This window comes from Priestia sp. 3CA3, assembly GCF_056836725.1.
The window spans coordinates 271,376-286,040 of the sequence record NZ_JBXENJ010000003.1; the positions used below are offsets into that span (position 1 = coordinate 271,376).

Sequence of the window (14,665 nt, forward strand, 5' to 3'; positions counted from 1 at the left end):
TTCTTTATCTTTCATCTGTTTTTCACCATCATTCTCTACTATTAGTAGCAGGAGAGCATTTATAAAAAATAGAGTAATTTTTATAAATAATACAAGCCTCCAATGCTTCTTCATTATTTTGTAGTTTTTCGTCAACTGCGATATAAGAAGGGAGAAAACAGGTATGATTTTAAAAGCATTAAAAACGAATAAATTACTAACTATTAACTATCAAAACAACGGTTTTGTTCAAACGGTCAAAGGTTATATTCAAAACTTAAACTTGCTCGAACAAACTCTTCTATTAAAAGATGAAAATCAGCATGTGCGATCACTGCGACTATCAAGTATTAAAAACATTTATTGATTGAAAAAAGATCCGAACGATAAATCGTTCGGATCTTTTTTCAATTAAATAAAATATTTTTGTCTTAGTCTCTTTTTATTTAACTCACTGTATAGCGTGCGATTACTTCTTTAATTGATTCATATACAATTTCAACCATTGTTTTTAATTCTTCGTCCGTCATTGAAAGAATAGGCATCATCGTAATTACAGGACCTAGCTCTCTGATAATTAAACCTTTTTGGCGAGCCGCTAAAATAATATCTCCCATCACTTTTTTATCTTCAAAAATAGACTTTGTTTGGCGGTCTTTGACAACCTCGATTCCTGCCATTAATCCTCTTTGTCTAATGTCTCCCACGTTAGGCAGTTCATAAAGCTTTAATAGATAACGTTTAAAAACTTTCGACCTTTCTTTTACACTACGGATTAACTCTCTTTCTTCTATCAGTTCAATATTTCTAAGCGCTACTGTACAGGCCAATTGATTTCCCGTATACGTATGTCCATGAAAGAACGTTTTATTTTCATCTGGATGAGCTAAAAAAGCATTAAATATCTGTTCGCTTGTTAACGTAGCAGCAAGCGGCATATATCCTCCTGTGATCCCTTTTCCTACACACATAATGTCTGGTACTACGTCTTCTTGTTCACATGCAAACATCGTTCCTGTTCGCCCGAATCCGACAGCTACTTCATCACAAATGAGCAATACCCCGTACGCTTTGCACAGACGCTCTACTTGTTTTAAAAAACCGGGAGGATGAGTAATAATACCCGCTGCTCCTTGCACAAGCGGTTCAATAATCAAGCCGGCTACTTCTTCTCCGTTGTTCTGCAAGAGCTTCTCCAGCTGGTGAATACAGTAAGCTGAAGCTTGCTCTTCGGTTTCGAACCCGTCCATACGGTAGATGTAAGGAGAAGGTGTGGGAATGCGTTCAAACAGTAAAGGCTTAAAGATGCGATGAAATAAATCCATGCCTCCTACACTGACTGCCCCAATTGTATCTCCGTGATATGCCTCATTCAATGAGATAAATTTACTTTTGTTTTTGTACTTTGCAGAGTCGAGATTTTGCCAATATTGATAGGCAATTTTCAACGCAATTTCAACAGCGGCAGAGCCTGTATCAGAATAGAATACTTTCGATAAGCTGCCAGGAGTAATTTCCGCTAGCTTTTTAGCTAACAAAATGGATGGAACGTTTGCCGATCCAAGCAGTGTAGAATGCGCTAATTTCTCCACTTGTATATGTAAAGCTGTATTTAATTCCGGATCATTATGTCCATGCACGTTCACCCATAGAGAAGCGTATCCATCTAAATATTTGTTTCCCGCTACGTCATACAAATAGCTTCCCTCTCCTCTTTCAATGATAAGGGGATTCGATTCACGGTAAGCTTTCATTTGTGTAAAGGGATGCCATACATATTCTTTATCCCATTTTTCCAGCTCAGCTTTTTGATACGACACAGTCAAACACCTCCTGAATATGTTGAATCACACTTTTTTGCCTCACCAATTTCTCAATATATGCTTCTAACTCTTCATCGATATGAGTAAATACAGGTACAGTCATTAAAGAAGAGACTTGAAGCAGCTTTTCAATCGTTCGAACATTGTCTTTATGAATGATACTGCTGTGATTAAAACGATTAAAAATGAGTCCGTTGATTTTAAGATGATGCTCACTTGCATATGAAAAGGTAGAAAGCGCATCGTGAATAGCTCCTAATTCCGTTGTTCCAACAGCAATAACCGGCATTTGTGCATCTAGGATCAAATCTTTTGTCATATAAAACGTTGTTTCCTCTTCAATTAAAGGTACGGCAAGTCCTCCCGCTCCTTCCACGAGTACTACGTCAAATGCCTTTTTTAATTCATTAATGCGCTTTAAGACGATTGAAGGCTCTACTTGCCTATTGCTCAGTTTAATAGCCAAGTGAGGAGACGTCTCTGGCTTTAACTGATAAACACCTGTATTTGCTACTCCGAGCCTTGTTTCAAACCAGTAAATATCTGGATAACCTCCGATTTCATCTTGGTAGCCGGTTTGAAACGGTTTGCAAATTGTCGTTTTTATTCCTAGACCGCTAAGTACTTTATACAAAATGCTTGTCACCAGCGTTTTACCAATATCTGTTCCAGTTCCCGTAATAAAATACGCTTTGCCCACTTTCTTTCCTCCTCTTTTTTCTATGTCTTCATTACCCCGCTTTAGCCCGCTTTGATGATAAACGGCTAAATTGAGGCTTCATTCGGTGAATCAGCACTGAACATAAAATGCACAATAAAAGATCTCCAGGCATTGGCAAAACAGCTCCAAAAAGAAGTGTATCACTCAGTGAAAGTGGCTTTTCAATTATCCATTTCATTGCTCCGTAAAGCCAAACGCACCCGAATACGTACACAATAACCAATGTAGATAAGTTGGCTAAAAAGATAGAAAAAGGTTTCTTTAAGTCATATTTTTGAATAAGGTAGCCGTTCATAAATGACCCTGCAGCATAGCCAATTAAATAGCCAAACGTTGGTTTGAAGATATACCCTAAACCTCCTCCTTCTGCAAAAACCGGAACACCGATTAATCCAATACCTATGTAGCATAGCTGACTATACAAACCTAAACGCGGTCCTAACAGCGCCCCGGCTAAATAGACAGGAACAATTTGAAGAGTAAACGGTATGTAGGGAATAGGAATTTTTATAAATGCACCAATCGCCGTTAAAGCAGCAAATAAAGAAACATACGCCATTGTTCTCGTTTTCATGTTCACCCTCCTTTCTCTGTTCGCTGCTTTAAGTTTGCAATAATCTCTTTTTATTTGTCAACTTAATTTTAATTTAAGTTTACAAATAAAATATAAAAAAAGACGCAAAAACCTGGGCTTTTGCGTCTTTTTGATTTTTATAAAATTACCTTTTTGTCGTCTTTAAGCTGCACTTCTTGACGACTGATAGATAAATCAACTTTCTTTTTTACACGTGCATGATAATAAGCATAAAACAGCAGCGCTAGTGGAATACCGACATACAGTGCCATTCGCTGCTCTGCATCAAATGCCATGCTTCCAAGTACAATCGTATTTAATACTAATGCGATTAAAGGTAATACCGGGTAAAGAGGGACTTTGAATTTTAAATCCTCGATTTGCCCTCCTTGATTTATATATCTTTTTCTAAATGCAAGCAGTGATGCAGCGATTGTAATCCAGCCAATTTGTGCACCTAAACCCGCTGCAGAAATAAGCCATACAAATACTGTTTCTTGAGCAAAGAATCCTGAAAGCAAAGATAAAAGTGCAATGCCTAATGTTAAAAGCAAGGCGTTCATCGGCACACCGCGTTTATTTACTTTCATGAAAGCTGAACTTGCCATGTTATCTTTTGACAATGAATACAGCATACGCGTTGCTGCATAAAGACCTGAGTTAGCTACAGATAACAGTGCCGTTAGGATAACAAAGTTCATAATGTCCGCTGCGTATGGGATACCAATTTGGTCAAATACAACAACAAATGGACTTTCAACTACGCCTGCTTTTTCAAGCGGAATCATCCCCGCTAAGACAGCTACAGCTAGTACAAAAAATACAAGCGTTCTCCATACCGTTTGTTTAATGGCTCTTGGTACAGTCTTGTCTGGGTTTTCACTTTCCCCAGCAGCTACACCGATAAGCTCCGTACCTTGAAATGAGAAGTTAACTGTAATCATCGTAATCAGCACGGCACTAATTCCGTGAGGGAACACGCCGTGAGCCGTATAGTTAGAGAAAAGCGGCGCGCTGTCTCCATTGCTTAATGGAAGAAAACCAAACATAGCAGCTCCACCAAGTACGATAAATAAAATAATAGCTAACACTTTAATGCTGGCGAACCAAAACTCCGCTTCACCAAATGCTTTAGCTGACAGTGCATTTAATGAAAATAATAAAAGCGCAAATATAGCACACCAGATCCATACAGGAGAATCAGGAAACCATCTTTGCATAAGCTGACCTGCTGACAAAAATTCTAATGCAACCGTTACAGCCCAGCCCAACCAATATAACCATCCAAAAGCAAAACCAACGCCAGGGCCAATAAATTTTGTTGTATATGTCTGAAACGAACCAGAAACTGGCATTGCTACTGCAAGTTCCCCTAAGCAAAGCATTGTTAAGTACATAATGAAGCCACCTACGATAAACGAAAGGATAGCTCCAATCGCCCCTGCTTGGCTAATCGTGTATCCTGTTCCTAAAAAGAAACCTGTACCGATAACCCCGCCGAGCGAAATCATAAACAAATGTCTGCTTTTCATCGTCTTTTTTAATTCATTTGTTTGCTGTTGTCCTTCTATCATATTAACGACATTTCCTTTCAACCTATTTATTACGAGATATTACCTAGAAAAAAATTAATAAACCTTTGTTTTCTATGCATATTTACTTACATATTTATGCGGTGTTCTCAATTTAAATGAAACAGCCTTTTGTAATCTTAACATAATGCTCACTAGATTTAAAATGTTTTTCTGCAAAAGTAAAATGAATTTTTCTTGAATAGTGTGATTTCCTTTTACTGTTGATATTCATAAGCGTTTTTCTTCAAATGAATAGATGATACAACAAGAAAAAAGCTGTGCTTTCGAAGACGAAAGCACAGCTTTTTCACTTTTTACCAAACAAACAATCCAACAATCATAGCACTTAATAAAGAAACAGCGATACCGCTCACAAGCAGTTTCCATACGTTTTTTCCAATAATCGTTGATTTACCTTCTGATAACGTAGAATTATACGTACCATAAATCATACCCACCGTACTGAAGTTAGCAAAAGATGTTAAGAATGTTGTAGCAACTGCAATCGTATGCGATGGAAGTGTATCTAGATTTTTCTTCAAATCCATCATCGCCACGAATTCATTTGTTGCTAGCTTGATACCCATCAGCTGAGCTACGTACATGGCATCATGTCCCGTTAGCCCTAGTAAGAATGCAAATGGACTAAAGATGTAAGAGAAAATCTTTTGTACAGTCAAGCCGTCTACAATAACGCCTAAAATACCGTTAAGCGCAGATGTAAGAGCTACATATCCAATAACCATCGCTAAAATAACAATTACCATGTTCATTCCGACTAACATACTGTTTGAAATGGTAGAGAAAAAGTCTTTTTTCTCTGACTTTGGCGGTACGTAAATCATATCTTCTTCTTCTGTAACATGAACTGGATTCAATAAGCTCACTAAAATAAGCGCGTTTAAACAGTTCAGTGGAATTGCTGTAAATACGTACGTAGCGGGAACCATCGTTAAATAAGCACCGATAATAGATCCGCTAATACTGCTCATACTCATAATTCCAAACGTAAGCAAACGGTTGTCCTTTAACACAGAAAGCTGATTACGAATAACTGCTAATGCTTCCGTATTTCCTAAGAACATCATTTGGATAGCGAAAAAGCTTTCTAATTTAGGCAAGCGAGAAACTTTCGAAATGACCCAGCCTACTTTATCAATAATCCACGTTAAAATACCAAAGTAAGATAAAATATCAAAGAACGTCACGACAAAGATGATAGGCAGTAATGCACTGAAGAAAAAGTCAACCGTTTGATTTCCCATTACGGATGGAAACGCAAAGGCAATTCCATCGTTGGCACAGGAAATCAGCCAAGTAAAGAACGAAGCAATCTTATTAATGATCCATGTTCCGATTGAAGTTCCTAACATAAACCAAGTAATGAGGACTTCAACGACTAATAGTGAAGCAATCGGACGCCACTTTATTTCTTTCTTTTTAGGAGAACATAAGAAGACGACGCCCATTACTACAAAAACGCCTAATAAATTTAATAAAAAGTACATGCAAGCCACTCCCAGGTGTGTATTTGAAAAACAAAAAAAGCTCTTACTTTTCATAAATTCTGACAATAACAGAAAGTATGAAAAGTAAGAGCTTTGAAAGAAGGCTGTATCTATGATAATACGCCCTTCTTTTTGCTGCTTATATCCAAACTTTCTTGTAGTCTAGTTTTTTACGGTTACTAGGTAGAGACTATCAGACCATATTACTGATAATATACAAGATCGTAATCTTAGCTGTATTCAATTGATATGAACAAATTCTACCCTTTATTTTTTTAATAATCAACACTTTAAAATTTTTTCAGAATAATAAAATTGGTATGAAAATTCTATTTATTTATTACTTCTTTTGAACTACTCATCGGAAAACCACACAAAAAAAGTGAATTTAATCATTCTTTTAACTCAATTATTTTCCTGTTTTTGAAATAAAGAAATTAATTCTTTGATGAGTATGTTTAAATCTCTACTTCGCTTTTCATTTAACTCCTCACAAAAAACATTTCATTTTTACGACTTGAGACGTAGAAAAAAATAATCCTGCTGTTCGTTGAAATTAACCGGTTTTCATTTTACACTTTATGGTAGAAGAAAACAAATTTAATTATAGGTAGAAAGCGGGTTATAACGTGAAAAAAATATTGGCTTTTATTTTAGTGATAGGTGGTACGGCAGTCCTTTTTTCTACTGCGTTTGCACCTTCCTCCTGGTCGTTAAGTTCATTCAAGACGTCCAAGTCTGAAGCGGCATTATCAAGTGATATTCAGCGTATTCAAATCGACTCTCCAAGCATTAGTACAACGGTCGTTCCGCAAGATCGTCAAGATATTAAAACAAAAGTAGAAGGTAAAGGAAAAGTAGATGTAAAGCAAAATGGAGACACCCTAGTTGTCGCGTATCAAAAAAGTCCCTTTCAATGGCTTTCTATTTTTTCAAACACAAAAGTAACAATCTACATTCCTAAAGATTATCACCATAACCTTGCGCTTAACGTAGGTTCGGGGGACCTTCAAATTGCTACACATCCTGAACAAGCGCTTCAGCTGAAAGATGTTTCGATTAAAGTAGGTTCTGGAAATGCAAGCATTTCAAACTTGATGAGCACCTCTCTTCGTACGGATGTTAATTCTGGAGATTTACAGCTGAGTAATGTCGAGACCCAAACGGCTAAATTTGCTGTCGGCTCTGGGGAAATTAAAGGAACCAACTATCAAGGAAAACTTCAGGCGCGCATTGGAGCTGGTGATCTCTATATGGATTTTAAAAAGCTAGAAGAGACCGTTTCTGTAGATGTAGGATCCGGAGATGCCGTGCTGGTTCTTCCAAAAAGCGCTGGTTTTAAAGTGAATGGAAAAATAAGCAGCGGTGACATTAAAAACCATTTTAAGTTAAACAATGCAACGATAACAGAGAATGTATTAAAAGGAAAATACGGAAATGGAAAATACCCTATCGATGTAGCTGTTTCAAGCGGAGAATTAACCTTGGAATCAAAATAAAGAGGCTAGGAAAAAAGTATTTTAACTCAATTGCAAAACGAACCATTAATCAACATATTTGATTAATGGTTCGTTTTTTGTTGTGGTGAACATCGTTTTATCTGTTTCGTTTTTTCTAGTAGTTGATTCGAGGGCAAGCGACGAGGAGGCTCAGCGTCCGCCCGCGGAAAGCGAAGCATTGCACGGAAATCAACTGCGGTGTAATAAGCAGTCCAACTCATGTATCTCATTTGTTCGTCTTTAGATTCGGTTCATTTAGTTATGTCTCAACCTCTTTATTTATGGTCTCACTGCAATATACCATGCTACTCCTACGATGGACCCTATGAATACGACTCCGTAAATAATAGATAAATTCACGATACTTTTCTTTTTAGATTTCCCGTAATCTTCATCTACTTTCTTGGCAGCACTGATTGTACCTGCAAGGGCAGCAACGCCGATAATAATGACAAGAAGCAATGCTAATTTCATTCATTCTCTCCTCCATATTTCGGTGATTGAATAAGACTAAATACCAAGATGTTATTTATTTCATTTTAAGCAGCACAATTTAATCAGAATATGAAAGCGCTATATCTTCTCTTTCTATCATAAGGCTAAATTATGTAAAATCAACCATCCAATCGTGCATTATTTTCCTCCGCCACTTTACATACATAAAAAATCCCCGAGCTTCACTGCTCAGGAATCTTTGCCTAATAGACATGATACTTTAAGGTTTTGAAATGACTTTAATGCAGTTACCTTGATGATTATTAAAACTGAAAGACATGTTTTCCTACCAGTACATCTGCCATCTTTACAAAGCGCTTGATTTCTAATACGTCATGAACACGAACTATTTGAACGCCTTGTGCAATCCCAGCATATACAGTAGCTGCCGTTCCTTCCATTCTTTCCGTAGGAGGAGCATCGACTATTTGTCCAATAAATCCTTTACGAGAAGTAGCAAGCAGCACCGGATAGCCCATATTCGTCAGCTGATCTAAATGCTGAATTGCTTCTACATTATGGGCAGCCGTTTTTCCAAAGCCAACGCCTGGATCTAAAATAATTTGATCATTGCGAACTCCTGCAGCTTTTGCAATGGAGATGCTTTCTTTTAAATCACTTATCATATCTGTAATCAGATTTGTATAGTTGGGCTCATGACGGTTGTGCATTAAAATAATGGGCACATTATAATCAGCTGCAACTTGAGCCATTTTAGGATCGGCTTTTGCACCCCATATATCATTAATAATATGTGCTCCTGCTTCTAGCGCATGTTTGGCCACTTCCGATTTGTATGTATCTACGGAAATCGGCACCTCTACGCGCTTAGCCACTTCAGAAATAACGGGCACAATCCGTTTAATCTCTTCTTCATCGCTAATTCTTGTATAACCAGGACGAGTTGATTCTCCTCCGATATCAATGATATCTGCTCCTTGCTTTACCATTTCCTCAGCATGAGCAACTGCTTTATCTACATCGTAGTATTTTCCGCCGTCTGAAAATGAATCCGGGTTTACGTTTAAAATCCCCATAATAAGCGTACGATCCGCATAATTCAGCTCATACTTTCCGCATTTAATGACGGATTGAGACGTTAAAGTTGACACTATCCTCAGCCCCTTCGTAATTTGCAAATTAATATATATTTATAAATATCATGTATTTTGAGAATGTCATACCGTTTGTAATTATATCAAAAGTCACCAGTCCTATGTGATTTTTCTTGGAGTTTCTTTCTTCTATAGTGTGAGATAAACATTAAAAGTGAATACACAGATAACATTAAAAATCTCTATCGGGCTTGTCTTCAGGGTCTTTTTTCCTCTTCTCACATCTTTTGTGAGTCTTTTTATTCAAAAAGAAAGGATTCGCATTAAAAGCGTTTAATTTATAGCAATAGTTGGGAATTTATAATTAAGTAACTTCCATTTTTTATGGAATTCATTTCAAGGAGGATGACTATGACTCAACAACCGTTACAAGTCAAATTAATTCCTTATACAATTGAGTCGATTATCGACTCAACAAACGAAACGCCTAAAGGAGTAAGCTTAATTCAAGCACCTGCTATTTGGGAACAAAGCAATCAAGGAGAAGGCATTGTAATTGCAGTTATCGACACTGGTGTTGACACAAATCATCCTGACTTAAAAGATTGTATTATCGGAGGAAGAAACTTCACTTCGGATTATGACGGAGATTCTTCTGTATTTGAAGATAATAATGGGCACGGCACTCACGTGTCTGGTACCATTGCTGCTGCGCTCAATAATGAAGGGGTAGTAGGGGTGGCACCCAAAGCAAAAATCCTAAGCTTAAAAGTACTTACCGGTGAAGGATCGGGAAATTACGAATGGATTATTGACGCTATTAACTACGCCGTCGAATGGCGAGGTCCTAACAATGAGCGAGCACGAGTTATTTCCATGTCACTCGGGGGACCACAAGACGTTCCAGAACTGCACGAAGCTGTTCAAAATGCTGTGAATAAAGATGTTTCTGTCGTTGTTGCGGCTGGAAATGAAGGTGATGATCGCGAAGAAACTTTTGAATATTCATATCCAGGAAGTTACAACGAAGTCATTCAAGTAGGAGCAGTGGACAACAGCTTAAGCTTGGCTCCTTTTACCAACGTCAATGAAGAAGTGGATTTAGTGGCACCGGGAGTTAACATCATCTCTACTTTTTTAGAAGGTAAATATGCGACTCTTTCAGGAACTTCAATGGCAACTCCTCACGTGGCAGGAGCTTTAGCTTTATTAATTAACTTATGTGAGAAGGAATTTGGCCGCTCTCTAATCGAAGCCGAAATCTATGCTCAACTTGTAAGAAGGACGCTTCCTCTTGGATATCGAAAAAGCTCTGAAGGAAACGGATTTCTCATGCTCGATTTGGTAGAGAAAATACATGATATTATTAACGTAGCCCGTATCAACCCTAGTAAGTAATAAATAAGAAAAACGAGAAATCTTCTTGGTTCTCGTTAAATTGAAATAAAGACATGCGAACGCATGTCTTTATTCATATCTTAATGCTTCGATTGGATCTAGCTTCGCCGCTTTGTTTGCAGGAAGCATGCCGAATACAATGCCAATCGTCATGGAAAACAACACTCCTCCAAGTACTACTTGCCACGAAATTAATGACGGCCAGCCGGCAAATAGCGAAACAAGAGACGCTCCGCCTGCGCCAAGGCCGATGCCAAGCAAACCACCAATAAGCGTGAGCGTAATAGATTCAATTAAAAACTGAGTTAAAATTTGTCTTTTAGAGGCTCCTAATGCTTTACGAATACCAATTTCTCTTGTACGTTCCGTTACAGAAACCAGCATAATGTTCATAACGCCAATCCCGCCAACAAGCAGGGAAATGCCTGCAATCGATCCAATAATCGTTGTCATAATTCGCGTTACATTTCCAATGCTATCTGCTATTTCTTCTAAGTTCTGCACTTGGTAAGCATCTTCAGCATCATGCAAATTATTTAACAAATCCGTTGCGTCATTGCCTACTTTTTTCAGTTGATCAGAGCTTTTTGCTTGAACGCTAAGGTTTGTGTAGTCAAGCTTACCGAAGCTTGATTTATACGTATTATCTGGAATATAAATAGTTGGCATTTCAAATGCTAAAAAGCCCGTTGGCTTTTTTGTCACACCAATAATTTTGATAGGCTGTCCTTGAACCCATACTACTTGTCCAAGGGCTTCCTTTTTATCAAACAGCTCTTTTTTCATATCGCTTGTGATCACACCTACTCGATTACCTGATAAAAAGTCAGAGCTGTCTAACATTCTTCCTTTTGAAACTTCAAGCTGATTAACCTCAATATACCCTTCATTAATTGCGTTAACAGTTGTATCTGATTCTTTGTCTCTATATCTTATTCCCATTCCCATTGAGCTAGAAGCCACCACATTCTTCACGCCGGGAATAGTCGAAAGAGCTTTAATATCATCCTCTGTAAAGATCGGCTCCCCCGTCATGGAAAGGTCATCAGCTTGCATCTCGTCTTCAGGAGGCTGATAGTAGACATCAACTGTATTGCTTGCTCCTGTTATTTCTGACTTAATCATCTGTTCTCCGCCTTGGCCGATAGCAACAACGATAATAACCGCCCCTACGCCAATGATAATACCAAGCATTGTCAAAATAGAGCGCATTTTATGAGCAAGAACCGAGGAAAAAGCCATACGAATATTTTCTATTAAACTCATAAGCTATCGTTCTCCTTGTCGCTATGACTTAATACCTTACCGTCACGAACGATAACTGTACGCGATGTGTACTCTGCCACTTCAGGTTCATGAGTAATGACTACAACCGTTGTGCCGTCTGCATTTAGCTTAGAAAATTGCTCCATAATATCAGCACTCGTTTTTGTATCTAAGGCTCCTGTGGGTTCATCGGCTAAAATAAGCGTCGGATTGTTAACAATAGAGCGAGCAATAGCAACGCGCTGCTTTTGCCCTCCTGATAGCTCGCTCGGTAAATGTTTCATCCGCTCACTCAGTCCTACTTTTGCAAGCGCAGCTTCTGCTCTGGCTCTTCTTTCCTTACGCGTTACGCCGGCATATACCATTGGAAGCTCTACGTTTTCGACAGCTGATAAACGCGGCAGCAGCTGAAACTGCTGAAAAACAAAGCCGATATGGATATTTCTTACTTTTGCCAGCTGCTCATCGCTGTAAGTAGAGATTTCTTGTTCATTTAATAAATAGGAGCCTGAAGAAGCGCGGTCTAAGCATCCGATAATGTTCATGAGCGTTGATTTTCCGGAGCCTGAAGGACCCATAATCGCAACAAACTCACCGTCATAAATCTTCAAATTAATATCTTTTAAAATCGGTACTTCCTCTTTGCCAAGATGATAGCTTTTATGAATATTTACAAGCTCAATCATTGAACAGTCACTTCCGCACCGTCAGTTAAGTCCTTTGAAGGATTTGTAATAACTTTGTCTTTAGAAGATACGCCGCTTTTAATTTCAATAAATTTATTTGTTGTTTCTCCAATCTTTACTTCCTTACGAACCGCCTTTTTATCTTTCACGACGTATACAAATTTTTCTCCGTCTTCATTTACAACTGCTTTTATCGGCAGTGATGAAGCTTTTTTACTGCTTGTTTCAATCTCGAGCAGCAGCTTAAATCCCGGCTTAATCATCGTGATATCTTGGTCATCTACTTTTACTTCAACTGGATATTGATTAGCCGCATCATTGCCGGCTTCTGCTGATGCCTGCTGCTGAGGTAGATAGTCAATTTGTTTTACGCTACCTGCCCATTCTTTATCAGGCAAAACATCTGATGTAATTTTGACAGCTTGACCGGTTTTAATTTTTAAAGCGTCGTACTCAGAAAGCACACCAGTAGCCAAGTATTCATCGGTATTACCAATATGTATAAGCGGTTTTTGAACGTCACTTGTGTTATTAACCGCTTCTTTATCTACTTCTAGCACCGTCCCATTAATATCACTCGCTACGTCTAAATTACGTTCTTTTTTAGCAATTGATTTGGCTTCTAGTTTGTTTCGTTCTAAATCAATTTTAGCGGTCTCTAAATCGAGATTGAGCTGCGTACGCTCTGTGTCAATTTGATCTTTCGCTTCTTGCTTACTCATTTCTTTTTCCAATTCTTTTTGTTTTTTATTTAAATTTGAGATTTGTTTGCTTACGGAGTCAATTTGCAGTTGACTGGATTTTTTTTCTAATTTGTTTTGTTCTTGCTCTAAATCAAGCGCATCGCTTTCGTACGTTACAAGAGAGGTTCCCTGCTGTACACGGGAGCCTTCTGTTACGTGAAATCGTTCAACCTCGCCTTTTTCAGCATCAAAATAGACATATTGCTCATCAGCAAGCTTTAACGTACCCGGAACCATCACTGTATTTCTTAACTTTTTTTCTTTTACAGTTGTTACTTGAACATCAACTGCTTTACCACCTACACTTTGTGCACGATATACATTAATCCCAATAACCGCAACAATAACAACTGTTACGGCTGTAATAATTATTCCTTTTTTCATTTACAACCCTGCTCCTTTAAGCGCTTCTGAAGCAGCTCCTCCAACTCCTGAAATAGCAGCTCCTAAGATAAATAAAACAATTACGGTAATAATTGAAGCAGCTTTTGATAAATTCGCTACTTTTTGCAGCCCGACTGCTGTCAAAATAAGTCCCCATATAGAGAAAATTTCGATTGAAGTAAATACGCCTCCAATAGCACCTTTAGCACCAACTAGCCCATTTAACGACGTCACATTCGCTGAAGTATGCGCTAATGCAGCGACTCCCGTATTAATTAGCTGACCGATTACTGTGATGAACGTAACAAACAAATTCAAACTAAACATTTGGCGGTACGTTGTTTTTCCAGTTCCTAACTTTGCAATTAAAAACAGAATCAAACTTGTGAATGCCAGTGTAGCAACTACTGCAATAACTCCGCCAACCGTTCCGCCAATCATACTAAATGTTGAATTCACTTCAATACCAGCTTCTTTTTGCTGTTGCAGCGCCTCTTGTGCCTGAGGGGTATAGACGGCTAGAATCGTTGTTGCAGCTGTTAAGATGAGGATAAGTAAAAGAGGTCCCCAGATGACCGGATTGCTTTTCATTTTCTCAAAGTGTACAACCGGACTCGTAATAAAACCAAAAATAGAAGGCTTTCCTTTCTCTTGGACTTCCGAAGATACATTGACTTCTGTGCTCATAATCAAACTCCTTTTATTTTGTTTCGTTAGTAGCTCTTAAGACCCACCTTTTACTATTTTTTAAAGTCTTCTAGCAAAATTGGCTCTCTAAGAAACTCTCAAACACCTAATATTCTAACATAATTATACAAATTAATTTACATTTTTCTTACATTTAATATTTTTTATGGTATTTTTAACAATTAAAGAGATGTCTTAATGCTAAATTACATTATTAATATTTTCTAAATATTCTAATTATCATTTGACATCATTCAATAGAATTCGTATATT

At 37.9% G+C, this 14,665-nt stretch carries 14 protein-coding genes and 1 riboswitch; of the genes, 3 read left to right on the forward strand and 11 right to left on the reverse strand.

Annotated elements, in window-relative coordinates; translation table 11 throughout:
• Window positions 1-163 precede the first annotated feature (163 nt).
• Window positions 164-346, forward strand: a complete 183-nt coding sequence (locus AC1VNJ_RS10755; RefSeq protein ID WP_013081858.1) for a YolD-like family protein — start codon at window positions 164-166, stop codon at window positions 344-346.
• 79 nt (window positions 347-425) lie between these two features.
• Here the strand turns inward: AC1VNJ_RS10755 and bioA are convergent, their stop codons facing one another.
• The 5 genes from bioA to AC1VNJ_RS10780 form a co-directional block, all read right to left on the reverse strand.
• Window positions 426-1,799: an adenosylmethionine--8-amino-7-oxononanoate transaminase gene (bioA, locus tag AC1VNJ_RS10760; protein ID WP_028412105.1), complete on the reverse strand. Its 1,374-nt coding sequence runs from the start codon at window positions 1,797-1,799 to the stop codon at window positions 426-428.
• Window positions 1,780-2,502, reverse strand: coding sequence for a dethiobiotin synthase (gene bioD, locus AC1VNJ_RS10765; protein WP_482640785.1), 723 nt, complete (start codon window positions 2,500-2,502; stop codon window positions 1,780-1,782). Before bioD ends, bioA begins: the two co-directional genes overlap by 20 nt.
• Window positions 2,503-2,533: 31 nt before the next feature.
• Window positions 2,534-3,097, reverse strand: coding sequence for a biotin transporter BioY (locus tag AC1VNJ_RS10770; protein ID WP_033578115.1), 564 nt, complete (start codon window positions 3,095-3,097; stop codon window positions 2,534-2,536).
• A gap of 137 nt (window positions 3,098-3,234) precedes the next feature.
• The gene (locus AC1VNJ_RS10775) at window positions 3,235-4,671 is read right to left on the reverse strand and encodes an amino acid permease (protein WP_013055535.1); all 1,437 of its coding nucleotides are present in this window, start codon (window positions 4,669-4,671) and stop codon (window positions 3,235-3,237) included.
• A 314-nt stretch (window positions 4,672-4,985) separates the two neighbouring features.
• Window positions 4,986-6,179, reverse strand: a complete 1,194-nt coding sequence (locus AC1VNJ_RS10780; RefSeq protein WP_482640786.1) for a NupC/NupG family nucleoside CNT transporter — start codon at window positions 6,177-6,179, stop codon at window positions 4,986-4,988.
• A 138-nt stretch (window positions 6,180-6,317) separates the two neighbouring features.
• Window positions 6,318-6,419, reverse strand: a riboswitch (purine riboswitch).
• 389 nt (window positions 6,420-6,808) lie between these two features.
• Here AC1VNJ_RS10780 and liaG point away from each other — a divergent pair.
• Entirely contained in the window at window positions 6,809-7,678 is an 870-nt protein-coding gene (gene liaG / locus AC1VNJ_RS10785) for a LiaG family protein (protein ID WP_482640787.1), read from the forward strand.
• Between the two features lie 279 nt (window positions 7,679-7,957).
• Here the strand turns inward: liaG and AC1VNJ_RS10790 are convergent, their stop codons facing one another.
• Together AC1VNJ_RS10790 and folP are read right to left on the reverse strand one after the other, a co-directional pair.
• Complete coding sequence (locus tag AC1VNJ_RS10790) at window positions 7,958-8,152, reverse strand: hypothetical protein (protein WP_013055532.1); 195 nt, start codon at window positions 8,150-8,152, stop codon at window positions 7,958-7,960.
• Window positions 8,153-8,436: 284 nt separating this feature from the next.
• Entirely contained in the window at window positions 8,437-9,285 is an 849-nt protein-coding gene (gene folP / locus AC1VNJ_RS10795; RefSeq protein WP_098625977.1) for a dihydropteroate synthase, read from the reverse strand.
• A 354-nt stretch (window positions 9,286-9,639) separates the two neighbouring features.
• Between folP and AC1VNJ_RS10800 the strand changes: the two genes are divergently transcribed.
• Window positions 9,640-10,626 carry a S8 family peptidase gene (locus tag AC1VNJ_RS10800; RefSeq protein ID WP_080754379.1) on the forward strand — a complete coding sequence of 329 codons (987 nt, stop codon included), beginning with the start codon at window positions 9,640-9,642 and terminating at the stop codon, window positions 10,624-10,626.
• 69 nt (window positions 10,627-10,695) lie between these two features.
• Here the strand turns inward: AC1VNJ_RS10800 and AC1VNJ_RS10805 are convergent, their stop codons facing one another.
• From AC1VNJ_RS10805 to yknW, 4 genes are read right to left on the reverse strand one after another with little or no spacing between them, the layout of a single operon-like run.
• On the reverse strand, window positions 10,696-11,892 hold the full coding sequence (locus AC1VNJ_RS10805) for an ABC transporter permease (RefSeq protein WP_028412099.1): 1,197 nt from the start codon (window positions 11,890-11,892) through the stop codon (window positions 10,696-10,698).
• On the reverse strand, window positions 11,889-12,578 hold the full coding sequence (locus AC1VNJ_RS10810) for an ABC transporter ATP-binding protein (protein WP_482640788.1): 690 nt from the start codon (window positions 12,576-12,578) through the stop codon (window positions 11,889-11,891). Before AC1VNJ_RS10810 ends, AC1VNJ_RS10805 begins: the two co-directional genes overlap by 4 nt.
• The gene (locus tag AC1VNJ_RS10815) at window positions 12,575-13,705 is read right to left on the reverse strand and encodes an efflux RND transporter periplasmic adaptor subunit (RefSeq protein WP_482640789.1); all 1,131 of its coding nucleotides are present in this window, start codon (window positions 13,703-13,705) and stop codon (window positions 12,575-12,577) included. The genes AC1VNJ_RS10810 and AC1VNJ_RS10815 overlap by 4 nt, the downstream gene beginning before the upstream one ends.
• Window positions 13,706-14,392, reverse strand: a complete 687-nt coding sequence (gene yknW / locus AC1VNJ_RS10820) for a YknW family membrane protein (RefSeq protein ID WP_482640790.1) — start codon at window positions 14,390-14,392, stop codon at window positions 13,706-13,708.
• Between the last annotated feature and the right edge of the window lie 273 nt (window positions 14,393-14,665).

Coding starts and splice junctions, on each gene's coding strand:
- AC1VNJ_RS10770 (WP_033578115.1), bottom strand. CDS start 3,097: ATGAAAACGAGAACAATGGCGTATGTTTCTTTATTTGCTGCTTTAACG.
- AC1VNJ_RS10775 (WP_013055535.1), bottom strand. CDS start 4,671: ATGATAGAAGGACAACAGCAAACAAATGAATTAAAAAAGACGATGAAA.
- AC1VNJ_RS10780 (WP_482640786.1), bottom strand. CDS start 6,179: ATGTACTTTTTATTAAATTTATTAGGCGTTTTTGTAGTAATGGGCGTC.
- yknW (WP_482640790.1), bottom strand. CDS start 14,392: ATGAGCACAGAAGTCAATGTATCTTCGGAAGTCCAAGAGAAAGGAAAG.
- AC1VNJ_RS10755 (WP_013081858.1), top strand. CDS start 164: ATGATTTTAAAAGCATTAAAAACGAATAAATTACTAACTATTAACTAT.
- AC1VNJ_RS10800 (WP_080754379.1), top strand. CDS start 9,640: ATGACTCAACAACCGTTACAAGTCAAATTAATTCCTTATACAATTGAG.
- AC1VNJ_RS10815 (WP_482640789.1), bottom strand. CDS start 13,705: ATGAAAAAAGGAATAATTATTACAGCCGTAACAGTTGTTATTGTTGCG.
- AC1VNJ_RS10810 (WP_482640788.1), bottom strand. CDS start 12,578: ATGATTGAGCTTGTAAATATTCATAAAAGCTATCATCTTGGCAAAGAG.
- AC1VNJ_RS10805 (WP_028412099.1), bottom strand. CDS start 11,892: ATGAGTTTAATAGAAAATATTCGTATGGCTTTTTCCTCGGTTCTTGCT.
- AC1VNJ_RS10790 (WP_013055532.1), bottom strand. CDS start 8,152: ATGAAATTAGCATTGCTTCTTGTCATTATTATCGGCGTTGCTGCCCTT.